We start from the raw sequence: 22,688 nt of genomic DNA, 5'->3' as shown, positions 1-22,688 counted from the left end.
ACCCCGGTCACATAGTTATCTATGCTCCCGGGGATTCACCCGCTTGCCGCCTTGATGCAACCCGAATGATTTTGTGTACGTATATCAGCACCCCGTTGAGAACGGCGATAGTGTAATGATTTTGTGAACTGACGGAAAGCGCTTCAGCGCCTGCCGGGAGTGCTATCAGGGATCCGGCGGCGCGAACCATGCGGATTTGAAATCAAACCAGCCGAGCGTATTCATTCTTACGCCACGCATACTGCGCTGCCCCTGGATCATCAGCCAGTGGTGGATCAGCGGCACGATGGTTTGATTGGCCAGCAGCTGCTGGCTCCAGGTGGCCGGGTTTAGCTCGCCTGCGTGCCAGCGACGGGCATCCTGCTCCCAGTCGACAGGAATACAATGCCGTATCAGCGGGACCTCATACAGCAAGGCAAACAGAGAAAAATCAATCGGCAGGGTAAAGTTGGCGCTGTTCAACCAGACATCGCTGACCACCTCGCCGCGGTGCCACTCTTCGTAGTCCAGCTCCTGAATCTCCAGCTTGACCTGATGCTCCGCCAGCAGTGTTGCCATGATCCCGCCCATCACGCGGTGTTCGACGTGATCCCGGTAGTAGGTGAGGGTGACAGACTCCAATCCCGGCGGTTTTTCACAGGCATGACTGCGGGCATGGTGCCAGCGGGGCAGCAGACCGTAGGCCGGGAACCAGTTGCCCTGATACTGTTCACCGGCGTGATAAAGCAGATTGGCGGGCTGTAACAGATAGCTGAGCCACTGACGAACCGCGAGGTTGCTGCCGAGGGGGCTGCGGGCATCAAACAGCAGATAGTAGCACCCTTCTTCCAGCCGGCTCTCAACCGCTTTCTCACTTTGCGTGGTCCCCTGTAGCGTCAGGCCGCCGTTGGGCTCTTCGCTAATCTCTGGCAGGACCCAGACGTTAACTTCATCAATTAACGCCCGGTAGCCGAAATAATCGTCAAAAGCATGGATCTTCAGCTGGTTTTGATTGTTGCGAACCACCGCATAAGGCCCGGTACCTACCGGCATTGCAGAGAAATTCTCCATCGACTGCCATTCACGCGGCAATACGACAGCCGACACCTGGCCGAGCAGCCACGGTAGCCAGCGATCGGGTTGCGTCAGATGTACATCCAGCGTCCAGGCGGTGGGGGAGGCAATACGTTCAATATGTGAGTAGAGCGGCAGACTGTTGCTGCGCTGCAACGAAGCAATGACATCCTCCATCTCCAGCTCTCTCCCGTGGTGAAAATGAATGCCGGGGCGGAGAAAAAAGCGCCAGTGGGTGGGCGAAAGCTGCTGCCAGTGGTGCGCAATGTCGGCTTCCAGTTCCCCGTTTTCCTCATTTACCCGCGTTAATGCGCTGAAGATCTGCCTGGCGATATGATTTTCCGAGCGGCGCAGCGCGCTGCCGGGGAGCAGGTTTTTCATCGGTCGGTAGTAGAGTACGCGCAGAATATGCCGCCCCTGACGGAAGCTGCGGCCCAGATGCGAGACCAGCATCTGACGCACCGCGGCCTTGTCGCCCACCAGCTGGACCAGCTGATCGATACGATCCTGTTCCAGCAGATCCTCGGCCCGCTGCTGCTGCAGCGCCAGGCCGGTATAGAGGAAAGCCAGCTTTGAACGCTTGCCGCGCCCGGCCTCCGCTTCCCAGGTTAACCAGCCGCGTTCTTCCATCATATTCAGCAACGTACGCATATGGCGGCGCGAGCAGCAGAGCATTTCCGCCAGTTCGTTAAGGGTTGTCTCCTGCGATTTACCTTCGCAGCACTGCCATAAGCGGATGAACTGTTGTTGCAGACGAGCAGAAGACATAAAAGGGGAACTCCTGATGAAAACTCAGCAATTTATTAATCCCTATATTAGGCCAATAATGCATTCCGATGAAGCGAGGAGGTGAATATGATGAGGTCTACCGCGAAACAGTTCTACCAACGCTACTTTTCTGCGACGCAGGACGCGTCATGGCTGGCCCGCCTGATGGCAGGGAGACAGCAGAAGATTCTTGGCGAGCTGATGCAGTGGGGAGTTACGTCACAGACCTCTGATCATTGACTTGCCCACATCATGTGTGACTGAGTATTGGTGTGTACTTATCCTCTTTCAGACCCAGGCCAGTTGACTGAACCATAACGTTTCGGTCGCCAGCCTGTCACTTGAAACAGATAGAGTATAAAATCACCCGCCAGCAGATGACTTCTGCTGGCTTTTTTCGTTTTCTTCGCGTGCTTTAAGGACATGACATGCTCTGGTTGATGACGATGGGACGGCGGCTTAACGGTGTATACGCGGCGTTTATGCTGGTCGCTTTTATGATGGGTATTGCGGGCGCGCTGCAGGCGCCAACCCTCAGCTTGTTCCTCAGCCGCGAAGTGGGCGCACAGCCTTTCTGGGTCGGCCTGTTTTATACCGTTAACGCGATCGCCGGTATTCTGGTGAGCCTGGCGCTGGCGAAACGTTCCGATAGCCAGGGGGATCGCCGCCGGCTGATCATGTTCTGCTGTCTGATGGCGGTGGGCAACGCGCTACTGTTTGCTTTTAACCGTCACTACTTAACATTGATCACCTGCGGTGTGATGCTGGCGTCGATTGCCAATGCCGCGATGCCCCAGCTGTTCGCCCTGGCGCGGGAATATGCCGATAGTTCGGCGCGGGAAGTGGTGATGTTCAGCTCGGTGATGCGTGCGCAGCTGTCGCTGGCGTGGGTGATCGGACCGCCGCTGGCTTTCATGCTGGCGCTGAACTATGGCTTTACCACCATGTTCTCGATTGCGGCCGGTATTTTCGTCATTAGCCTGGCGTTAATTGCCGTTAAGCTGCCGTCGGTTGCCCGAGTGGAACAGCCTGCGGAAGCGGCGGGCGTCGTAGTGCAGGCCGGCGGCTGGCAAGATAAAAACGTACGTATGTTGTTTATCGCGTCGACGCTGATGTGGACCTGCAACACCATGTATATCATCGATATGCCGCTGTGGATCAGTAGCGATCTTGGCTTGCCGGATAGCCTGGCCGGGATCCTGATGGGGACGGCGGCCGGGCTGGAAATCCCGGCGATGATCCTGGCGGGGTATTACGTCAAGCGCTGGGGCAAACGTAAAATGATGGTCGCCGCGGTGGCTGCCGGCGTGCTGTTCTATCTTGGCCTGATTGTGTTCCACGAACGTACCGCGCTGCTGGCGCTGCAGCTGTTCAACGCCATTTTTATCGGTATTGTCGCCGGGATTGGCATGCTGTGGTTCCAGGATCTGATGCCTGGACGGGCCGGGGCCGCCACCACGCTGTTTACCAACAGTATTTCCACCGGAGTGATTCTCGCCGGCGTGCTGCAGGGAGCGCTGTCGCAAAACTATGGCCACGCCAGCGTGTACTGGGTCATTGCCGCCATCTCGCTGCTGACGCTGTTTCTGACCAGCAAAGTCAAAGATATTTAGCCAGGCGCCGCACCGCAGATTGCTGCGATGCGGCGTGCTTTCAGGACAGAATATTCATCATTTCCCGCAGCTGACGCACGGCAATTTGTCCGGGTGCCGATGCCTGGCCCACGCTGCCAAACGTCATCGCTGAGCCGAACAGGCGTCCGGTGACCCGGCTGACGCCGCCCAGTTTGCCCATCGACATCGTGATTAACGGGCGGGTGGCGTACCGTTCTTTCATGACCAGAGTGGCAGACAGTAATGTCAGCACGTCTTGCGGCGACTGAGGCATGACCGCGATTTTCGGCAGATCGGCGCCCAGCTCCTGCATGCGGCGTAGCCGGGCGATAATCTCTTCCTGCGCCGGTGTTGTTTGGAAATCATGATTGCTCATAATCACTTTTACCCCGGCGGCATGAGCTTCATCGATCAGCGCCCGGATCGGCATTTCGTCATTGAAGAGCTCAATATCAATGATGTCCACCAGCCCGCTGGCAACGGCCAGACGGTTGAGTGCGAAGTACGCGTCATCGCCGATCTCCGTTTCACCTCCCTCTTTGTGGCTGCGGAAGGTGAACAGCAGCGGTATATCGGCGAGCAGCCGGCGAATCTCCGTCAGCGCCAGCAGGACCTGATCCCGATCGCCGACAGCGGTAAAATGGTCGACACGCCATTCGATAAGATCGGCTCCGGCCTCCGCCAGCGTGCGGGCATGGGCTTTCAGCTCGTCGAGCGTCTGGCCGATTAGCGGCACGCAAATTAACGTGGTGCCTTCCTGGAAGGTGATATTTTTAATGGTGACAGCGGTCGTCATGTGCGGGTCCATCGGTCAGGGCGGGCTCTTTTCTTGCCGTAAGCCGCGCGAAAAACCTAAAAAAATGCCCGGTCACAAGGACCGGGCTCGGGGATCAACGGCGTGGTTAGTTCATAAAGGCCGGCAGTTTGTTTTCGTAGGCTGAAATCGCCTCTTCGTGCTGCAGCGTCAGGCCGATGCTATCAAGTCCGTTGAGCATACAGTGGCGACGGAAGGCATCAATTTTAAAGCTGTAGGTTTTGTCGCCCGCTTTCACCACTTCGGATTCCAGATCCACTTCGAACGTCATGCCGGGGTTCGCCTGAACCAGCTTGAACATCTCGTCGACCTGTTCATCGCTCAGCGTCACCGGCAGCAGCTGGTTGTTAAAGCTGTTACCGTAAAAGATATCGGCGAAGCTGGGGGCGATAACCACTTTAAAACCGTAATCGGTCAATGCCCACGGCGCGTGCTCACGGGAGGAGCCGCAGCCGAAGTTTTCCCGCGCCAGCAGGATCGATGCGCCTTTATACTCCGGGAAGTTAAGGACGAATTCCGGGTTTGGCTGTTGTCCACGATCGTCAAGAAAACGCCAGTCGTTGAACAGATGCGCGCCAAAACCGGTGCGCGTCACTTTCTGCAGGAACTGCTTAGGAATGATCGCATCGGTATCGACGTTTGCGGCATCCAGCGGAACCACCAGGCCCGTATGTTGGGTAAATTTCTCTGCCATGATGGTCTCCTTATTTGATGTCGCGAATATCGGCGAAATGGCCGGTCACGGCTGCCGCTGCGGCCATAGCCGGGCTGACTAAGTGGGTACGTCCGCCGCGGCCCTGACGGCCTTCAAAGTTACGGTTGCTGGTTGATGCGCAGCGCTCGCCAGGATTCAGGCGATCGTTGTTCATGGCGAGGCACATGGAGCAGCCCGGCAGACGCCATTCAAAACCGGCTTCGATAAAGATCTTATCCAGACCTTCGGCTTCCGCCTGAGCTTTCACCGGGCCAGAACCCGGGACCACCAATGCCTGCACGCCCGGCGCGACTTTGCGGCCTTTAGCGACTTCGGCCGCGGCGCGCAAATCTTCAATACGCGAGTTGGTACAGGAGCCGATGAACACTTTATCGATAGCCACGTCGGTTAACGGGATACCCGGTTTCAGGCCCATATAGGCCAGCGCTTTTTCCGCGCTCGCCCGCTCGACCGGATCGGCGAAAGAGGCCGGGTCGGGAATCATCTCGTTAACGGAAATGACCTGACCTGGGTTTGTACCCCAGGTAACCTGCGGGGCAATCTCTTCTGCCTGCAGGGTCACGACGGTGTCAAAGGTGGCGTCAGCATCTGTTTTCAGGGTTTTCCAGTATTCAACAGCCGCGTCGAAGTCCTGGCCTTTTGGCGCGTGCAAACGACCCTTCACATAGTTAAAGGTGGTTTCATCCGGCGCGACCAGACCTGCTTTCGCACCCATTTCGATGGCCATATTGCACAGCGTCATACGACCTTCCATGCTCAGATCGCGAATGGCTTCACCGCAGAACTCCACCACGTGGCCGGTGCCGCCGGCGCTACCGGTTTTACCAATGATGGCCAGCACGATATCTTTAGCGGTGATGCCCGGCGCTGCTTTGCCATTCACTTCAATCTTCATGGTCCTGGCACGGCCCTGCTTCAGGGTCTGAGTCGCCAGGACGTGCTCAACTTCGGAGGTGCCGATACCAAAAGCCAGCGCGCCAAATGCGCCGTGAGTGGCGGTGTGGGAATCGCCGCAGACGATGGTCATCCCCGGCAGGGTCACGCCCTGTTCCGGCCCCATCACGTGGACGATACCCTGATACGGGTGGTTCAGATCGTACAGCTCAACGCCGAACTCCTGGCAGTTTTTGATCAGCTCCTGCATCTGAATGCGCGCCATTTCGCCGGACGCGTTGATATCTTTCGTCTGGGTAGAAACGTTATGGTCCATGGTGGCGAAGGTTTTACCCGGCTGACGAACCTGACGGTTGTGCGCGCGCAGGCCGTCAAAGGCCTGTGGTGAGGTCACTTCATGCACCAGATGACGGTCGATATACAGCAGCGGGGTTTCGTTTTGCGCTTCATAAACAACATGCGCATCAAACAACTTTTCGTATAAGGTCTTCGCCATGATTACACCCCTTCAGCGACATAGCGGGCAATGATATCGCCCATTTCATCGGTACTGACCGCCGCCGTGCCGCGCGCTAAATCGCCGGTACGCACGCCTTCTTCTAATGCACGGTTGATCGCACTCTCAATCGCTGTTGCCGCGTTATCGGCATCCAGGCTGTAGCGCAGCAAAAGCGCCAGAGAGAGGATCTGCGCGATAGGGTTGGCGATATTTTTACCAGCGATATCCGGAGCTGAGCCGCCTGCCGGTTCATACAGACCAAAACCTTGTTCATTGAGGCTGGCCGACGGCAGCATGCCCATTGAGCCGGTGATCATGGCGCATTCGTCAGACAGGATGTCGCCGAACAGGTTGGAACACAGCAAAACGTCAAACTGGGACGGGTCTTTAATCAGCTGCATGGTGGCGTTGTCGATGTACATATGCGCCAGCTCAACGTCCGGGTATTCTTTGGCGATCTCGCTGACCACTTCGCGCCACAGAATAGATGACTGCAGAACGTTCGCTTTATCGATAGAAGTCACTTTATTACGCCGTTTGCGTGCGGACTGAAACGCGATATGCGCGATGCGCTCGATTTCAAAGCGATGATAGACCTCGGTATCAAATGCTTTTTCGTGTTGACCGCTGCCCTCGCGGCCTTTCGGCTGGCCGAAGTAGATCCCGCCGGTTAATTCGCGGACGCACAGAATGTCGAAGCCGTTTGCCGCGATATCCGCACGCAGCGGGCAAAACTCTTCCAGCCCCTGGTACAGCTTCGCCGGACGCAGGTTGCTGAACAGTTTAAAATGTTTACGCAGCGGCAGCAGCGCGCCGCGCTCCGGCTGACCGGCCGGCGGCAGATGTTCCCATTTCGGGCCGCCTACGGAGCCGAACAGAATCGCATCGGCCTGCTCACAGCCTTCTACCGTCGCCTGCGGCAGCGGGGTGCCCTGACGGTCGATAGCGATGCCGCCGACGTCATACTGACTGGTGGTAATGCGCATATCAAAACGGTGACGAACGGCTTCCAGTACTTTCATCGCCTGGTTCATGACTTCCGGGCCAATGCCATCACCTGGCAAAACAGCAATATGGTAATTCTTCGACATTACACGGTTTCCTTCTTGTTCTCGTTATTTTGAGCTTTGCGTTGCAACTCTTTTTCGACTTCTGCTGCGCGCCAGATATTGTTCAGCACGTGGACCATGGCTTTCGCGGAGGATTCAACGATATCCGTCGCCAGACCGACGCCGTGGAAGCGGCGACCGTTGTAGGTTACGACGATATCTACCTGACCCAGCGCGTCTTTGCCCTGACCTTTGGCGTTCAGGTCATATTTGACCAGCTCCACGTCATAGCCGGTGATACGGTTGATAGCCTGATAAATAGCGTCGACCGGGCCGTTGCCGTTAGCGGCTTCCGCTTTGGTCTCTTCACCGCAGACCAGTTTTACGGAGGCCGTGGCGATATCGCTGGAGCCTGACTGCACGCTGAAGTAATCCAGGCGGAAATGCTCCGGCTCTTCCTGCTGTTTGTTGATGAACGCCAGCGCTTCCAGATCGTAATCAAAGACCTGGCCTTTTTTGTCTGCCAGCTTCAGGAAGGCGTCGTAGAGGTGATCCATGTTGTAGTCGGTATCTTTGTAGCCCATCTCTTCCATACGGTGTTTCACTGCCGCACGGCCGGAGCGGGAAGTCAGGTTCAGCTGCACCTGATTCAGACCGATCGATTCCGGGGTCATGATTTCGTAGTTTTCGCGATTCTTCAGCACGCCGTCCTGGTGGATGCCGGAGGAGTGGGCGAAGGCGCCGGTACCGACGATGGCTTTGTTGGCCGGAATGGGCATATTGCAAATCTGGCTGACGGTCTGGCTGGTACGCCAGATTTCGTTGTGATTAATGCCGGTGCGGACATCCATAATGTCTTTGCGCACCTTGATGGCCATAATCACTTCTTCCAGCGAACAGTTGCCCGCGCGCTCGCCGATACCGTTCATGGCGCCTTCAACCTGGCGAGCACCGGCGTGGACCGCGGCAATCGCGTTACCGACGGCCAGGCCTAAATCGTCATGGGTGTGCACGGAGATGATGGCTTTGTCGATATTCGGGACGCGATCGTACAGGCCGGTAATGATACTGGAGAACTCAAACGGCATGGTATAGCCGACGGTGTCCGGGATATTAATCGTGGTGGCGCCGGCGTTGATGGCGGCTTCGACCACGCGCGCCAGATCGGCGATCGGCGTACGGCCCGCATCTTCACAGGAGAATTCGACGTCGTCGGTATAGTTGCGTGCGCGTTTGATCATATAGATTGCGCGCTCAATGACCTCATCCAGGGTGCTACGCAGCTTGGTGGCGATGTGCATCGGCGAGGTGGCGATAAAGGTATGAATTCGGAACGCTTCGGCGACTTTTAAGGATTCTGCCGCCACATCAATGTCTTTCTCGACGCAACGAGCCAGGGCGCAGACGCGGCTGTTTTTGATGGTGCGTGCGATGGTTTGTACGGACTCGAAGTCGCCAGGAGATGAGACCGGGAAGCCGACTTCCATCACATCAACGCCCATCCGCTCCAGGGCCATCGCAATCTGCAGCTTCTCTTTCACGCTCAGGCTGGCCTGTAACGCTTGCTCCCCGTCACGTAAGGTCGTATCGAAAATAATGACTTGCTGGCTCATGGTTTAGATCCTTAATCGGTGTCCTGGGCGCCTTGCTTACGAGCATAAAAAAACCCGCGCAACGGCGCGGGTTTTATAGTCTTGCTGGAAGATGACTTAACGCTGAACGTCGCCCAACAGCCTACCGCGCATAGTGGATGCGTTTAGTAGTAGTAGGCCGGTGAAACGAGTGGTGCGAATCATTGCGTCATGCTCCAGATGAAATCGATATGCTTTTAGAGTTACTGGATACGCGTTTTGATGTCAACCCCTGGGCAACAAAAACCGCTTTTTACCTCACAATGGAATTAGTGTATTGTTCTGAGAAATGGCCTTATTTGCCGAGAATTATTTTTCAATTCACTCTGGCAGACTCTCAGTTAACGCTGCCGCTGCGATTGACTTTTCCCTTCTTGCCGCGTCACCGCCCGACATGGGTTGGAATTATCTTAATTACAGCCCTTGGTTTATCGGTCTTATGAATATATTGATTTAAGTATTGTGAGAACGTCAATGATAATAAGCAGATAGTGCAGGTTGACGCTGAGTCAATGCATTGAAAAACGCTTAAATTAACGTTGGCGATGGGGAGTGTAGCGTTTTTTCTGCCAGTTATGTATTCCTTTAACGCTATCCACTCATCAATGGGCTTTCAGGCCTTTAGGATTTTTTCTGATAATTTAACGGAGGTCCGTGCAACTAATGGTTTTGATATATTCCTAAAATGCATTCTTGCTCTTTTGTATGTGACATATGTATGGTAAATGATATTTCCTTTGCCCATTGCCGCATTTTAATAAAGGGAATTTATCTGATGGTGGAGTTAGATATGATAATTGAAACCTCTGAACCTGAACCCGCCCTCGAAAGAGGAATGATTAAACCTCAGCTTAGAACGGTCGATCTTAATCTGCTTACCGTTTTTGATGCGGTCATGCAGGAACAAAATATTACGCGGGCGGCGCATTCGCTGGGGATGTCTCAGCCTGCGGTGAGTAATGCCGTAGCGCGACTAAAAGTAATGTTTAACGATGAGCTGTTTGTACGGTATGGGCGGGGTATTCAGCCGACGGCTCGTGCATTTCAGCTATTTGGCTCAATACGCCAGGCGCTGCAGCTGGTGCAAAATGAGTTGCCGGGTTCCGATTTTGAGCCGATAAGCAGTGAGCGCGTATTTAATCTCTGCATTTGCAGCCCGTTAGATAACTATCTTACTTCGATTATATTTAACAAAGTTAACGAAGTTGCACCAAATATTCATTTGATTTTTAAAGCATCACTTAATCAAAACACCGAGCATCAATTACGTTATCAGGAAATAGAGTTTGTGGTTGGCTATGAGGAGTTTCGCCGCCCCGAGTTTGCCTGTGTGCCCTTGTTTAAAGATGAAATGATATTAGTAGCCAGCTGTAAACACCCGCGTATTTCCGGACCGGTGACGGAAGCGGATATTTATCGCGAAGAACATGCGGTTGTGGCTTTGGATCGCTATGCTTCGTTTAGCCTTCCCTGGTATAGCTCTGTCAATAAACAGACGCAAATTGCATATCAAGGGAATGCTATGGTCAGCGTGCTTAATGTGGTATCACAAACCCACATGGTGGCCATTGCCCCGAGCTGGCTGGCGAGGGAGTATGCAGAAAAGCTGAACCTGCAATTATTGCCGTTACCGCTAAAAGTGAATAACCGCACCTGTTTTCTTTCCTGGCATGAGGCCGCCGGTAGAGATAAAGGTCATCAGTGGATGCAGGATCTGCTGGTGCGAATTTGCCAGCGCTAAATATAGCTGTGCCTGAGCGGGGGCGCTCGCTCTCGCTTTATGTGATCAAAACCACAAAATATAGAATTTTATCCTGTTTGCCGCTCTTTGCCAGGGCGTGCAGCAAGTGAAAAATGGATGAATTTCTGTCATCAGACAATTTGTCCGAGTAATTTCAGCGCTCGTTTCTTATTTATGAAGCTTTCAACCACATTTCATATCAAATTCTTATCTTTTATTCTTTTGGCGGCTGACATGCGCCTGAGGTCGCTAATTGCCTGCCCGTTGGCGAGCAGTTATGGTAAGAGCACGCAGTCCATTCACCTCAATGGCCAGGAGCCGATTCCTGGCATTGTGCGAACGCGCGGAAATTGAATTCTGCTGTCGTTAGAAACAATAAGCCTGGAGGCAAACCATGGAGATGTTGTCAGGAGCCGAGATGGTCGTCCAATCGCTTGTCGATCAGGGCGTCAAGCAAGTATTCGGCTACCCCGGAGGCGCGGTCCTCGATATCTATGATGCATTACATACCCTGGGGGGTATTGACCATATTCTGGTACGCCACGAGCAGGCGGCAGTGCATATGGCGGATGGCCTTGCCCGAGCGACCGGTGAAGTAGGGGTTGTGCTGGTGACTTCGGGCCCGGGCGCGACGAATGCCATTACCGGTATTGCCACGGCATACATGGATTCTGTTCCGCTGGTGATTCTCTCCGGGCAGGTCGCGACTTCCTTGATTGGTTATGATGCCTTCCAGGAGTGCGATATGGTCGGCATCTCCCGACCGGTGGTGAAACACAGCTTTCTGGTTAAGCAGACGGAAGATATTCCCGGCGTGCTGAAAAAAGCGTTCTGGCTGGCTGCCAGCGGGCGTCCTGGTCCGGTGGTCGTTGATTTACCAAAAGATATCCTCAATCCGGCGAACAAGCTACCGTACGCGTGGCCGGATAGCGTCAGCATGCGTTCTTACAACCCGACGACCAGCGGTCATAAAGGGCAAATTAAACGCGCTCTGCAGACGCTGGTGGCGGCAAAACATCCGGTTGTCTACGTCGGCGGCGGGGCGATTAACGCCGGATGTGAAGAACAGCTGCGTACCCTGGTAGAAAAACTGAATCTGCCGGTTGCTTCATCGCTGATGGGACTCGGTGCCTTTCCGGCCAGCCATTCCCAGGCGTTAGGTATGCTGGGGATGCATGGAACGTATGAAGCCAACATGACGATGCATCACTCCGATGTCATCTTTGCCGTCGGCGTGCGTTTTGACGATCGCACGACCAACAATCTGGCGAAGTACTGCCCGAATGCGACGGTGCTGCATATTGATATCGATCCGACGTCCATTTCGAAGACGGTTCCGGCAGATGTGCCGATCGTTGGCGATGCGCGTCAGGTCCTGGAGCAGATGCTTGAGCTACTTGAGCAGGAAGAAGCGCAGCAGCCGCTGGATGAGATCCGCGACTGGTGGCAGCAGATAGCGCAGTGGCGCGCGCGCCATTGTCTGCAATACGACACCCAAAGCGGCAAGATCAAACCGCAGGCCGTCATCGAGACCATCTGGCGCCTGACCAACGGCGATGCTTACGTGACCTCCGATGTTGGTCAGCACCAGATGTTTGCCGCCCTTTACTATCCTTTCGACAAGCCAAGACGTTGGATTAACTCAGGTGGTCTCGGCACGATGGGCTTCGGTTTGCCCGCTGCACTCGGCGTGAAGATGGCCTTACCGGAAGAAACGGTCGTTTGCGTGACCGGCGATGGCAGTATTCAGATGAATATTCAGGAGCTTTCCACCGCGCTGCAGTATGAGCTGCCGGTGCTGGTGTTGAATCTGAACAACCGCTACCTCGGAATGGTGAAGCAGTGGCAGGATATGATCTATTCCGGTCGCCATTCACAATCTTATATGGAGTCGCTCCCGGATTTCGTCCGGCTTGCGGAAGCCTATGGGCACGTAGGGATTCGCATCAGCGAGCCGCAGGAGCTGGAGTCTAAGCTGGCCGAAGCGCTGGAACAGGTGCGTAATCATCGTCTGGTGTTCGTTGATGTGACGGTGGACGGCAGCGAGCATGTGTATCCCATGCAGATCCGCGGCGGCGGCATGGATGAGATGTGGTTGAGCAAAACGGAGAGAACCTGATTATGCGCCGGATATTATCTGTCTTACTGGAAAACGAATCAGGCGCCTTATCACGCGTCATCGGCCTTTTCGCACAGCGCGGGTATAACATTGAAAGCCTGACGGTGGCCCCCACCGACGATCCGACGCTTTCGAGAATGACTATCCAGACCGTTGGCGATGAGAAAGCGATCGAGCAAATTGAAAAACAGCTGCATAAGCTGGTGGATGTACTGCGTGTCAGCGAGCTGGGGCAGAATTCGCACGTTGAGCGTGAAATTATGCTGGTGAAAGTCCAGGCGAGCGGTTTTGGCCGTGAAGAGGTGAAGCGCAACACGGAGATTTTCCGCGGGCAAATCATCGATGTCACGCCGTCACTGTATACCGTCCAGCTGGTAGGGACCAGCGATAAACTGGATGCCTTTATTGCTTCGTTACGCGACGTTGCGCGGATTGTTGAAGTGGCACGCTCCGGTGTGGTAGGACTCTCGCGCGGCGACAAAATCATGCGCTGAGTCCCTGAAACTGACGTAAAAATAGCCCGACACAATCTGTCGGGTTATTTTTTTGCGAAATCGGTGGGAACTGTAGACAAAACCGGTTGCTGCGCTAACTATTCTGCGTTTAGATGTTATGAAAATGAATCCATAGCTGAAGAAAGGTTATGTTCTGTACTCATTACCCAAGGGGCAATTGTGAAACTGGATGAAATCGCCCGGCTGGCCGGTGTCTCGCGTACCACCGCTAGCTATGTGATTAACGGTAAAGCGAAACAGTACCGCGTCAGCGACAAAACGGTCGAAAAGGTGATGGCCGTCGTTCGTGAGCACAACTACCATCCGAATGCGGTCGCTGCTGGCTTGCGTGCAGGACGCACGCGTTCTATTGGTCTGGTGATTCCCGATCTGGAAAATACCAGCTATACCCGTATTGCTAACTATCTTGAGCGTCAGGCGCGCCAGCGCGGCTATCAGCTGCTGATCGCCTGTTCGGAAGATCAGCCTGACAACGAGATGCGCTGCATTGAGCATCTGCTACAGCGCCAGGTGGATGCCATTATCGTCTCGACGTCATTACCGCCTGAGCACCCGTTCTATCAACGCTGGGCCAACGATCCTTTCCCGATTGTCGCCCTGGATCGCGCGCTCGATCGCGAGCATTTCACCAGCGTTGTTGGCGCCGATCAGGATGACGCCGAAATGCTGGCCGCTGAACTGCGCAAATTCCCGGGGGAAAACGTCCTGTATCTTGGTGCGCTACCGGAGCTGTCGGTCAGTTTCCTGCGTGAACAGGGCTTCCGTACCGCGTGGAATGACGATCCGCGTGAAGTGCAGTATCTGTACGCCAACAGCTTTGAACGCGAAGCGGCAGGGCAGTTGTTTGAGAAATGGCTGGAAACGCATCCCATGCCGCAGGCGCTGTTCACCACCTCATTTCCGCTGTTGCAGGGGGTGATGGATGTGACGCTGCGTCGGGAAGGGAAGCTGCCGTCCGAACTGGCTATTGCGACCTTCGGCGACAATGAGCTGCTCGACTTCCTGCAGTGTCCGGTACTGGCCGTGGCCCAGCGCCACCGCGATGTGGCGGAACGCGTGCTGGAAATTGTCCTCGCCAGCCTTGATGAGCCGCGTAAGCCAAAACCAGGATTAAGCCGTATCCGTCGTAATTTGTATCGCCGGGGAAGTTTGAACCGTCGCTGATGCGCCAGGCTTTCGATCGCCGGCCTCTGCGTGTGTCAAAAACCCGGAAAAGAGTGGCGTGACTCGCCAGACGAAAGTCGTCTGGCGATAATCCGTACAAATTACCATAAAAAAGTAAATTTGAATCGCTTTCAGACAAATCCCTAAACTTCTTTACGCATTATTTTGTTTTATTCTGGAGTTACCGCTTTCCGGCCCCCGTTAGCGATAAAAAAAAGTTAAATCAGTCTTTGTTTGTATTATTTTGTTACATTCATTAAGTTAATCGCTGAATTAACACTCATTTTACGGCTCATCACCCGCTCATCTCCCCGCAACCCGCGACAAGAGTGCTTCTCTGACGGTAACAGGCACTGTTAACGGACATCATAATCGCCTAAAATGCCGCTCGCGTCGCAAACTGACACTTTATATTTTCCCACCGAAGATATTTTGTTGCTTTTAACTGTTACGAATTTGTTGGTTGTTTTCTTACACGTATTCATAGCGTTAATTTGCCTCGTTTGTTGATGATTATTTCATCAGGCCTAATATCGGCTGCAAATAATGGGTTTTTGAGCTTCGTTGGTATTCGTGCTGGCTTGACAAGCTTTTCCTCCGCTCCGTAAACTCCTTCTGGTGGGAATTTGTGGGTTAAAGTGGCGAAAAGGGGTGAGGCTGGCATGTTCCGTGGGGCAACGTTAGTCAATCTCGACAGCAAAGGCCGTCTGGCCGTACCGACGCGTTACCGCGACGGGCTGATCGAAGACGCTTCCGGTCAACTGGTTTGTACCATTGACATTCATCACCCGTGCCTGCTGCTTTACCCCTTGCCTGAATGGGAAATCATCGAGCAAAAATTGTCGCGTTTATCGAGCATGAATCCCGTTGAGCGGCGCGTCCAGCGCCTGCTTTTGGGTCATGCCAGCGAATGTCAGATGGATAATGCCGGGCGTCTCCTGATTGCGCCGGTGTTACGGCAGCATGCCGGGCTGACAAAAGAAGTGATGCTGGTCGGACAGTTCAATAAGTTTGAACTGTGGGATGAAACGACCTGGTATCAACGGGTCAAGGAAGATATCGACGCTGAGCAGTCGTCGACCGACGCGTTGTCGGAGCGTCTGCAGGATTTGTCTCTATAACATGATGGAAAATTTTAAACACACTACGGTACTTCTGGATGAAGCGGTTAACGGCCTGAATATTCGTCCGGATGGTATCTACATTGATGGGACCTTTGGTCGCGGTGGACACTCGCGCCTGATCCTTTCCCAACTGGGAGCGGAAGGACGCTTGCTGGCTATCGATCGCGATCCGCAGGCTATCGCCGTGGCGAAGACCATCGATGACCCTCGCTTTTCCATCGTACATGGACCTTTCTCTGCGCTGGCTGATTATGTGAGTGAGCGCGGACTAACTGGCAAGATCGACGGTATTCTTCTCGATCTTGGTGTCTCTTCACCTCAGCTTGATGATGCCGAGCGTGGCTTCTCGTTTATGCGCGATGGTCCGCTGGATATGCGTATGGACCCCACTCGCGGCCAGTCTGCCGCCGAGTGGTTGCAGACGGCGGACGAAGCGGATATCGCCTGGGTGATTAAAACCTTTGGCGAAGAGCGCTTCGGTAAGCGCATCGCGCGCGCCATCGTTGAGCGTAACCGTATCGAGCCCATGACCCGCACGAAAGAGCTGGCGGAAGTGGTGACGGCGGCGACGCCGGTGAAGGACAAATTCAAACATCCCGCGACCCGTACCTTCCAGGCGGTGCGCATCTGGGTGAACAGTGAACTGGAGGAGATAGAGCAGGCGCTAAAAAGCTCGCTCAGCGTGCTGGCCCCGGGCGGGCGGCTTTCGATCATCAGTTTCCACTCGCTGGAAGACCGGATTGTGAAGCGCTTCATGCGTGAGCAAAGCCGCGGTCCGCAGGTTCCGGCCGGGTTACCGATGACCGAAGAGCAGCTCAAAAAACTGGGTGGCCGTGAGTTGCGAGCACTAGGCAAGTTGATGCCGGGCGAAGAAGAGGTGGCAGAGAATCCACGGGCCCGTAGTTCAGTTCTGCGCATTGCAGAGAGGACGAACGCATGATCGGCAGAGTGACAGAAGCCTTAAGCAAAGTTAAAGGATCGTTAGGAAGCAACGAGCGCCATGCCTTGCCTGGCGTTATCGGGGACGATCTTCTGCGGTTTGGGAAGCTGCCACTCTGCCTGTTCATTTGCATCATCATTACGGCGATTACCGTGGTGACGACGGCTCACCATACCCGTCTGCTAACCGCGCAGCGTGAACAACTGGTTCTGGAACGTGACGCGCTGGATATTGAATGGCGAAACCTGATCCTCGAAGAGAACGCGCTCGGCGATCATAGTCGGGTTGAGCGGATCGCGACCGAGAAGTTGCAGATGCAACACGTTGATCCATCACAAGAAAATATCGTTGTACAAAAATAAGGATTATTGCGACGCATGAAAGCAGCGCCGAAAACGCTAAAACCAAAACGTCAGGAAGAACAGGCCAGCTTTATTAGCTGGCGTTTTGCGTTGCTGTGCGGGTGTATTTTAATCGCGCTGGGTTTCCTGCTGGGTCGCGTGGCCTGGCTACAGGTGATCAGCCCGGACATGCTGGTTCGTCAGGGTGATATGCGTTCTTTACGCGTGCAGGAAGTCTCCACCGCCCGCGGAATGATTACCGACCGCTCCGGCCGCCCGCTGGCGGTGAGCGTGCCGGTGAAGGCTATCTGGGCGGATCCGAAAGAGCTGCACGATGCCGGCGGTGTCACTCTCGATAACCGCTGGAAGGCGTTGGCCGATGCGTTAAACATGCCGCTGGATCAGCTGGCATCGCGCATCAACACCAATCCGAGAATGCGTTTTATCTATCTGGCGCGTCAGGTTAATCCTGATATGGCGGATTACATCAAGAAGCTGAAGCTGCCAGGGATTCACATGCGCGAAGAGTCGCGCCGTTACTACCCGTCAGGTGAAGTTACCGCTCACCTCATTGGCTTCACCAACGTGGATAGCCAGGGGATTGAAGGCGTCGAGAAGAGCTTTGATAAATGGCTGACCGGTCAACCCGGGGAACGCATCGTGCGTAAAGACCGCTACGGCCGCGTTATTGAAGATATCTCCTCTACCGACAGCCAGGCCGCGCACAATCTGGCGTTGAGTATCGATGAGCGTCTGCAGGCGTTAGTTTATCGCGAACTGAATAATGCCGTGGCGTTTAACAAAGCCGAATCGGGGAGTGCGGTTCTGGTCGATGTCAGCACTGGCGAAGTGCTGGCGATGGCGAACAGCCCCTCTTATAACCCGAATAATTTCTCCGGTACGGCGAAAGACATCATGCGTAACCGCGCCATCACCGACGTGTTTGAACCGGGTTCGACGGTCAAGCCAATGGTGGTGATGACGGCGCTACAGCGCGGCATTGTGAACGAAAATACCGTGCTGAATACCATTCCTTACCGGATTAACGGCCACGAGATCAAAGACGTGGCGCGCTATAGCGAATTGACCCTGACCGGGGTATTACAGAAGTCGAGTAACGTCGGTGTCTCCAAACTGGCGTTAGCGATGCCGTCCTCAGCGTTAGTAGATACTTACTCACGTTTTGGACTCGGAAAAGCGACCAATTTGGGGTTGGTCGGAGAACGCAGTGGCTTATATCCTCAAAAACAACGGTGGTCTGACATAGAGAGGGCCACCTTTTCTTTCGGCTACGGGCTAATGGTAACGCCGTTACAGTTAGCGCGAGTCTATGCAACGATCGGCAGCTATGGCATCTATCGCCCGCTGTCGATTACCAAAGTTGATCCACCGGTTCCCGGTGAGCGCGTGTTCCCGGAACCTCTCGTTCGTACCGTCGTGCATATGATGGAAAGCGTGGCGCTGCCCGGTGGCGGCGGCGTGAAGGCGGCCATTAAAGGCTACCGCATTGCGATCAAAACCGGTACGGCGAAGAAAGTGGGGCCAGATGGCCGCTACATCAACAAATATATTGCTTACACCGCAGGCGTTGCGCCCGCCAGCCACCCGCGTTTTGCGCTGGTGGTGGTGATCAACGACCCGCAGGCGGGTAAATACTACGGCGGCGCCGTTTCCGCGCCGGTCTTCGGTGCCATCATGGGCGGCGTACTGCGCACCATGAACATCGAGCCGGATGCGTTGGCAACGGGCGAAAAAAGTGAATTTGTGATTAATCAAGGCGAGGGAACAGGTGGCAGATCGTAATTTGCGCGACCTTCTCGCTCCGTGGGTGCCAAATGCGCCGGAGCGAATTCTGCGAGAGATGACGCTGGACAGCCGGGTGGCTGCTTCCGGCGATCTCTTTGTCGCGGTATTAGGTCATCAGGCGGACGGGCGTCGTTATATCCCGCAGGCGATAGCGCAAGGTGTTGCTGCCATTATTGCAGAGGCCAAAGATGAGGCTGCTGACGGCGAAATCCGTGAAATGCACGGCGTGCCGGTCATTTATCTCAGCCAGCTCAACGAGCGCTTATCCGCGCTGGCCGGGCGTTTTTACCATCAGCCTTCAGAGCAACTGCGCCTGATTGGCGTCACCGGTACCAACGGTAAAACCACCACCACGCAGCTGCTGGCGCAGTGGGCCAGCTTGCTTGGCGAAACCAGTGCGGTGATGGGAACAGTTGGCAACGGTCTGCTGGACAAGGTCATTCCGACGGAAAATACCACCGGTTCAGCAGTCGATGTTCAGCACGTGCTTTCAGGTCTGGCAGGGCAGGGCGCTACCTTCGCGGCCATGGAAGTCTCTTCCCACGGTCTGGTTCAGCACCGCGTGGCGGCGCTGCAGTTTGCCGCATCGGTCTTTACAAACCTGAGCCGCGATCACCTGGATTATCACGGTGATATGGAACATTACGAAGCGGCAAAATGGCTGCTTTATTCCACCCATCATTGCGGACAGGCTATCGTCAACGCCGATGATGAAGTGGGCCGCCGCTGGCTGGCGAAGCTGCCGGACGCGGTTGCCGTATCGATGGAAGATCGTATTAACCCGGACTGTCACGGCCGCTGGCTGAAGGCTACGGCGGTGAACTATCACGATAGCGGGGCCACCATCCAGTTTGATTCCAGCTGGGGCAAGGGCGAAGTTGAAAGCCGCCTGATGGGCGCCTTTAACGTCAGCAACCTACTGCTGGCGCTGGCCACGCTGCTGGCCCTGGGCTATCCGCTGGCTGAGCTGCTGAAAACCGCGGCTCGTCTGCAGCCGGTCTGTGGCCGTATGGAAGTGTTCAGCGCGCCGGGTAAACCGACCGTGGTGGTGGATTATGCCCATACCCCGGATGCGCTGGAAAAAGCGCTCCAGGCGGCGCGTCTGCATTGTAACGGCAAGCTGTGGTGCGTCTTCGGCTGCGGCGGCGATCGCGATAAGGGCAAACGTCCGCTGATGGGCGCCATCGCCGAAGAGTTTGCCGATATTGTTGTGGTGACCGATGACAACCCGCGCACCGAAGAGCCTCGCGCCATCATCAACGATATCCTCGCTGGTATGGTTGACGCCGGACACGCGAAGGTGAAAGAAGGCCGGGCTGAAGCGGTGACAAACGCCGTGATGCAGGCTGCCGAGGGGGATGTCGTACTGGTCGCTGGCAAAGGTCATGAGGATTACCAGATTGTTGGCAACCGTCGTCTTGACTACTCCGATCGCGTCACCGTAGCCCGTCTGCTGGGAGCGGTAGCATGATTCGCTTGATGTTAAGCCAGCTCGCCGACGTGACGCGCGGTGAACTGCATGGTTGCGATCTGGCCGTCGATGAGGTCACGTCGGATACCCGTAAGATTACGGCAGGCTGCCTGTTCGTTGCCTTAAAGGGCGAGCGTTTTGATGCTCACGATTTCGCGGAGCAGGCGAAAGAAGCCGGCGCCGGCGCGCTGTTGGTCAGCCGTCAGCTGGAGTGTGATTTACCTCAGGTGGTGGTGAAAGATACCCGCCTGGCCTTTGGCGAGCTGGCGGCGTGGGTTCGTCAGCAGGTGCCGGCTCGCGTTGTGGCGCTGACCGGCTCTTCCGGGAAAACGTCGGTGAAAGAGATGACGGCGGCGATTCTCGGTCAGTGCGGCAATACGCTCTATACCGCCGGCAACCTGAATAATGACATTGGCGTCCCGATGACGCTGCTGCGCCTGACTCCAGAGCATCGCTATGCGGTAATCGAATTAGGCGCTAACCATCAGGGCGAAATTGCCTGGACCGTCAGCCTGACGCGCCCGGAAGCTGCCCTGGTCAACAATCTGGCCGCCGCTCACCTTGAAGGCTTCGGCTCCCTGGCGGGCGTGGCGAAAGCGAAGGGCGAAATATTTACCGGTCTGCCGGAAAATGGCATTGCCATCCTGAATGCTGACAATAACGACTGGCTGAACTGGCAAAGCGTGATTGGCGCACGCAAGGTATGGCGTTTCTCGCCGAATGCGGCCAACAGCGATTTTGCGGCTAGCCAGATTCATATTACCAGCCACGGGACAGAATTTACGCTGCAAACCCCGATGGGAAGCGTGGATGTTCTGCTGCCGCTGCCGGGTCGCCACAATATCGCCAACGCGCTGGCTGCTGCCTCGCTGGCGATGGCGGTGGGCGCCGACTTAAATGCGGTGAAAGCCGGTCTGGCGCAGCTGAAAGCGGTGCCGGGACGGCTGTTTCCCATTACGCTCGCCGAAAACCAGCTGCTGCTTGATGATTCCTACAATGCCAACGTCGGTTCAATGACTGCCGCAGTGCAGGTGCTGTCCGAGATGCCGGGCTACCGGGTGCTGGTCGTGGGCGATATGGCCGAGCTGGGTACGGAAAGCGAGGCATGCCATCGTCAGGTTGGCGAAGCGGCAAAAGCGGCAGGGCTTGATCGGGTACTCAGCACCGGCGTGCTGAGCGCAGAAATTAGCCGCGCCAGCGGCGTGGGCGAGCATCTCAGCGATAAAGCATCGCTGGTGGCCCGACTACGCGAGCTGACGGCGGAACACAAGATCATCACCATTTTAGTGAAGGGTTCACGTAGTGCCGCCATGGAAGAGGTAGTACGCGCATTACAGGAGAATGGAACATGTTAGTATGGCTGGCCGAACATCTGGTCAAATATTATTCCGGCTTTAACGTCTTTTCCTATCTGACGTTTCGCGCCATCGTCAGCCTGCTGACCGCGCTGTTCATCTCTTTGTGGATGGGCCCGCGCATGATCGCCCGTCTGCAAAAACTCTCCTTCGGTCAGGTCGTACGTAGCGACGGCCCGGAATCGCATTTCAGCAAGAAAGGCACCCCAACCATGGGCGGGATTATGATCCTGACCGCCATTGTGGTCTCTGTCCTGCTGTGGGCCTATCCGTCCAACCCGTACGTATGGTGTGTGCTGACCGTGCTGATAGGCTACGGCATCATCGGTTTCGTCGATGACTACCGTAAGGTCGTGCGTAAAGACACCAAAGGGTTGATCGCCCGCTGGAAGTACTTCTGGATGTCGGTGATTGCGCTGGGCGTTGCGTTTGCGCTGTATATGGCCGGTAAAGATACGCCAGCGACTCAGCTGGTTGTACCGTTCTTTAAAGACATCATGCCTCAGCTGGGGCTCTTGTACATTCTGCTGGCCTACTTCGTGATTGTCGGTACCGGCAATGCGGTCAACCTGACCGATGGTCTTGATGGCCTGGCGATTATGCCGACCGTATTTGTGGCGGCGGGCTTCGCGCTGGTGGCATGGGCAACGGGCAACATGAACTTTGCCAACTATCTGCATATCCCTTATCTGCGCCACGCCGGGGAACTGGTCATCGTCTGTACGGCGATCGTGGGCGCGGGTCTCGGTTTTCTGTGGTTCAACACCTATCCGGCGCAGGTCTTTATGGGCGATGTCGGTTCCCTGGCTCTCGGCGGCGCGCTGGGCATCATTGCTGTGCTGCTGCGTCAGGAGTTCCTGCTGGTGATTATGGGTGGCGTATTCGTGGTGGAGACTCTGTCGGTTATTTTGCAGGTCGGTTCCTTCAAGCTGCGCGGTCAGCGCATCTTCCGTATGGCTCCGATTCACCACCACTATGAACTGAAGGGCTGGCCGGAGCCGCGCGTTATCGTGCGCTTCTGGATTATTTCGCTGATGCTGGTGCTGATTGGCCTGGCGACGCTGAAGGTACGTTAA

Annotated in this window: 20 protein-coding genes; 13 read left to right on the top strand and 7 right to left on the bottom strand. The window is 55.3% G+C overall.

What is annotated here, in order from left to right; all coding sequences use genetic code 11:
- Positions 1 to 165 precede the first annotated feature (165 nt).
- A complete protein-coding gene (gene sgrR, locus DSD31_RS21530; RefSeq protein ID WP_015585167.1) occupies positions 166 to 1,821 on the bottom strand; it encodes an HTH-type transcriptional regulator SgrR in 1,656 nt (551 codons plus the stop codon).
- A gap of 87 nt (positions 1,822 to 1,908) precedes the next feature.
- Between sgrR and sgrT the strand changes: the two genes are divergently transcribed.
- Together sgrT and DSD31_RS21520 are read left to right on the top strand one after the other, a co-directional pair.
- Positions 1,909 to 2,061 (top strand): glucose uptake inhibitor SgrT, encoded by a 153-nt coding sequence (gene sgrT / locus DSD31_RS21525; protein ID WP_004857824.1) that lies wholly within the window; start codon positions 1,909 to 1,911, stop codon positions 2,059 to 2,061.
- A 188-nt stretch (positions 2,062 to 2,249) separates the two neighbouring features.
- Complete coding sequence (locus tag DSD31_RS21520) at positions 2,250 to 3,434, top strand: sugar efflux transporter (protein WP_004857826.1); 1,185 nt, start codon at positions 2,250 to 2,252, stop codon at positions 3,432 to 3,434.
- A gap of 40 nt (positions 3,435 to 3,474) precedes the next feature.
- Here DSD31_RS21520 and aroD read toward each other — a convergent pair whose 3' ends face one another.
- From aroD to leuL, 6 genes are all read right to left on the bottom strand, one after another.
- Positions 3,475 to 4,230, bottom strand: coding sequence for a type I 3-dehydroquinate dehydratase (aroD, locus tag DSD31_RS21515; protein WP_004857827.1), 756 nt, complete (start codon positions 4,228 to 4,230; stop codon positions 3,475 to 3,477).
- A 106-nt stretch (positions 4,231 to 4,336) separates the two neighbouring features.
- Entirely contained in the window at positions 4,337 to 4,942 is a 606-nt protein-coding gene (gene leuD, locus DSD31_RS21510) for a 3-isopropylmalate dehydratase small subunit (protein ID WP_004857830.1), read from the bottom strand.
- A 10-nt stretch (positions 4,943 to 4,952) separates the two neighbouring features.
- The gene (leuC, locus tag DSD31_RS21505) at positions 4,953 to 6,353 is read right to left on the bottom strand and encodes a 3-isopropylmalate dehydratase large subunit (RefSeq protein ID WP_004857832.1); all 1,401 of its coding nucleotides are present in this window, start codon (positions 6,351 to 6,353) and stop codon (positions 4,953 to 4,955) included.
- A gap of 2 nt (positions 6,354 to 6,355) precedes the next feature.
- Positions 6,356 to 7,447 carry a 3-isopropylmalate dehydrogenase gene (gene leuB, locus DSD31_RS21500; protein ID WP_004857834.1) on the bottom strand — a complete coding sequence of 364 codons (1,092 nt, stop codon included), beginning with the start codon at positions 7,445 to 7,447 and terminating at the stop codon, positions 6,356 to 6,358.
- Positions 7,447 to 9,018, bottom strand: a complete 1,572-nt coding sequence (gene leuA / locus DSD31_RS21495; RefSeq protein WP_004857836.1) for a 2-isopropylmalate synthase — start codon at positions 9,016 to 9,018, stop codon at positions 7,447 to 7,449. Before leuA ends, leuB begins: the two co-directional genes overlap by 1 nt.
- Before the next feature lie 96 nt (positions 9,019 to 9,114).
- The gene (leuL, locus tag DSD31_RS21490; protein WP_049267590.1) at positions 9,115 to 9,201 is read right to left on the bottom strand and encodes a leu operon leader peptide; all 87 of its coding nucleotides are present in this window, start codon (positions 9,199 to 9,201) and stop codon (positions 9,115 to 9,117) included.
- A 607-nt stretch (positions 9,202 to 9,808) separates the two neighbouring features.
- Here leuL and leuO point away from each other — a divergent pair.
- The 11 genes from leuO (at position 9,809) to mraY (ending at position 22,688) form a co-directional block, all read left to right on the top strand.
- The gene (gene leuO / locus DSD31_RS21485; protein WP_086817614.1) at positions 9,809 to 10,777 is read left to right on the top strand and encodes a transcriptional regulator LeuO; all 969 of its coding nucleotides are present in this window, start codon (positions 9,809 to 9,811) and stop codon (positions 10,775 to 10,777) included.
- A 394-nt stretch (positions 10,778 to 11,171) separates the two neighbouring features.
- Entirely contained in the window at positions 11,172 to 12,896 is a 1,725-nt protein-coding gene (ilvI, locus tag DSD31_RS21480; RefSeq protein ID WP_004857841.1) for an acetolactate synthase 3 large subunit, read from the top strand.
- 2 nt (positions 12,897 to 12,898) lie between these two features.
- A complete protein-coding gene (ilvN, locus tag DSD31_RS21475; protein ID WP_004857843.1) occupies positions 12,899 to 13,390 on the top strand; it encodes an acetolactate synthase small subunit in 492 nt (163 codons plus the stop codon).
- 180 nt (positions 13,391 to 13,570) lie between these two features.
- On the top strand, positions 13,571 to 14,575 hold the full coding sequence (cra, locus tag DSD31_RS21470) for a catabolite repressor/activator (RefSeq protein WP_004857845.1): 1,005 nt from the start codon (positions 13,571 to 13,573) through the stop codon (positions 14,573 to 14,575).
- A gap of 662 nt (positions 14,576 to 15,237) precedes the next feature.
- Entirely contained in the window at positions 15,238 to 15,696 is a 459-nt protein-coding gene (gene mraZ / locus DSD31_RS21460) for a division/cell wall cluster transcriptional repressor MraZ (RefSeq protein WP_004857850.1), read from the top strand.
- A gap of 1 nt (position 15,697) precedes the next feature.
- On the top strand, positions 15,698 to 16,639 hold the full coding sequence (gene rsmH / locus DSD31_RS21455) for a 16S rRNA (cytosine(1402)-N(4))-methyltransferase RsmH (RefSeq protein ID WP_004857852.1): 942 nt from the start codon (positions 15,698 to 15,700) through the stop codon (positions 16,637 to 16,639).
- Entirely contained in the window at positions 16,636 to 17,001 is a 366-nt protein-coding gene (gene ftsL, locus DSD31_RS21450) for a cell division protein FtsL (RefSeq protein WP_004857854.1), read from the top strand. The genes rsmH and ftsL overlap by 4 nt, the downstream gene beginning before the upstream one ends.
- Before the next feature lie 15 nt (positions 17,002 to 17,016).
- Positions 17,017 to 18,783: a peptidoglycan glycosyltransferase FtsI gene (locus tag DSD31_RS21445; RefSeq protein WP_004857856.1), complete on the top strand. Its 1,767-nt coding sequence runs from the start codon at positions 17,017 to 17,019 to the stop codon at positions 18,781 to 18,783.
- Positions 18,770 to 20,257, top strand: a complete 1,488-nt coding sequence (gene murE / locus DSD31_RS21440) for a UDP-N-acetylmuramoyl-L-alanyl-D-glutamate--2,6-diaminopimelate ligase (RefSeq protein ID WP_015585164.1) — start codon at positions 18,770 to 18,772, stop codon at positions 20,255 to 20,257. Before DSD31_RS21445 ends, murE begins: the two co-directional genes overlap by 14 nt.
- Entirely contained in the window at positions 20,254 to 21,612 is a 1,359-nt protein-coding gene (gene murF, locus DSD31_RS21435) for a UDP-N-acetylmuramoyl-tripeptide--D-alanyl-D-alanine ligase (protein WP_044351119.1), read from the top strand. The genes murE and murF overlap by 4 nt, the downstream gene beginning before the upstream one ends.
- Positions 21,606 to 22,688 (top strand): phospho-N-acetylmuramoyl-pentapeptide-transferase, encoded by a 1,083-nt coding sequence (gene mraY, locus DSD31_RS21430; protein ID WP_004857865.1) that lies wholly within the window; start codon positions 21,606 to 21,608, stop codon positions 22,686 to 22,688. The genes murF and mraY overlap by 7 nt, the downstream gene beginning before the upstream one ends.

This window comes from Klebsiella sp. X13 (genome assembly GCF_003323835.1).
Taxonomy (GTDB): Bacteria; Pseudomonadota; Gammaproteobacteria; order Enterobacterales; family Enterobacteriaceae; genus Klebsiella; species Klebsiella ornithinolytica.
Note: the sequence above shows the minus strand (reverse complement) of the source record. Positions and strands in the feature narration are given on the sequence as shown.

Coding starts and splice junctions, on each gene's coding strand:
- DSD31_RS21445 (WP_004857856.1), top strand. CDS start 17,017: ATGAAAGCAGCGCCGAAAACGCTAAAACCAAAACGTCAGGAAGAACAG.
- murF (WP_044351119.1), top strand. CDS start 20,254: ATGATTCGCTTGATGTTAAGCCAGCTCGCCGACGTGACGCGCGGTGAA.
- ftsL (WP_004857854.1), top strand. CDS start 16,636: ATGATCGGCAGAGTGACAGAAGCCTTAAGCAAAGTTAAAGGATCGTTA.
- leuA (WP_004857836.1), bottom strand. CDS start 9,018: ATGAGCCAGCAAGTCATTATTTTCGATACGACCTTACGTGACGGGGAG.
- ilvI (WP_004857841.1), top strand. CDS start 11,172: ATGGAGATGTTGTCAGGAGCCGAGATGGTCGTCCAATCGCTTGTCGAT.
- DSD31_RS21520 (WP_004857826.1), top strand. CDS start 2,250: ATGCTCTGGTTGATGACGATGGGACGGCGGCTTAACGGTGTATACGCG.
- leuD (WP_004857830.1), bottom strand. CDS start 4,942: ATGGCAGAGAAATTTACCCAACATACGGGCCTGGTGGTTCCGCTGGAT.
- leuB (WP_004857834.1), bottom strand. CDS start 7,447: ATGTCGAAGAATTACCATATTGCTGTTTTGCCAGGTGATGGCATTGGC.
- ilvN (WP_004857843.1), top strand. CDS start 12,899: ATGCGCCGGATATTATCTGTCTTACTGGAAAACGAATCAGGCGCCTTA.
- mraZ (WP_004857850.1), top strand. CDS start 15,238: ATGTTCCGTGGGGCAACGTTAGTCAATCTCGACAGCAAAGGCCGTCTG.
- mraY (WP_004857865.1), top strand. CDS start 21,606: ATGTTAGTATGGCTGGCCGAACATCTGGTCAAATATTATTCCGGCTTT.
- leuC (WP_004857832.1), bottom strand. CDS start 6,353: ATGGCGAAGACCTTATACGAAAAGTTGTTTGATGCGCATGTTGTTTAT.
- sgrR (WP_015585167.1), bottom strand. CDS start 1,821: ATGTCTTCTGCTCGTCTGCAACAACAGTTCATCCGCTTATGGCAGTGC.
- sgrT (WP_004857824.1), top strand. CDS start 1,909: ATGATGAGGTCTACCGCGAAACAGTTCTACCAACGCTACTTTTCTGCG.
- leuL (WP_049267590.1), bottom strand. CDS start 9,201: ATGATTCGCACCACTCGTTTCACCGGCCTACTACTACTAAACGCATCC.
- rsmH (WP_004857852.1), top strand. CDS start 15,698: ATGATGGAAAATTTTAAACACACTACGGTACTTCTGGATGAAGCGGTT.
- aroD (WP_004857827.1), bottom strand. CDS start 4,230: ATGACGACCGCTGTCACCATTAAAAATATCACCTTCCAGGAAGGCACC.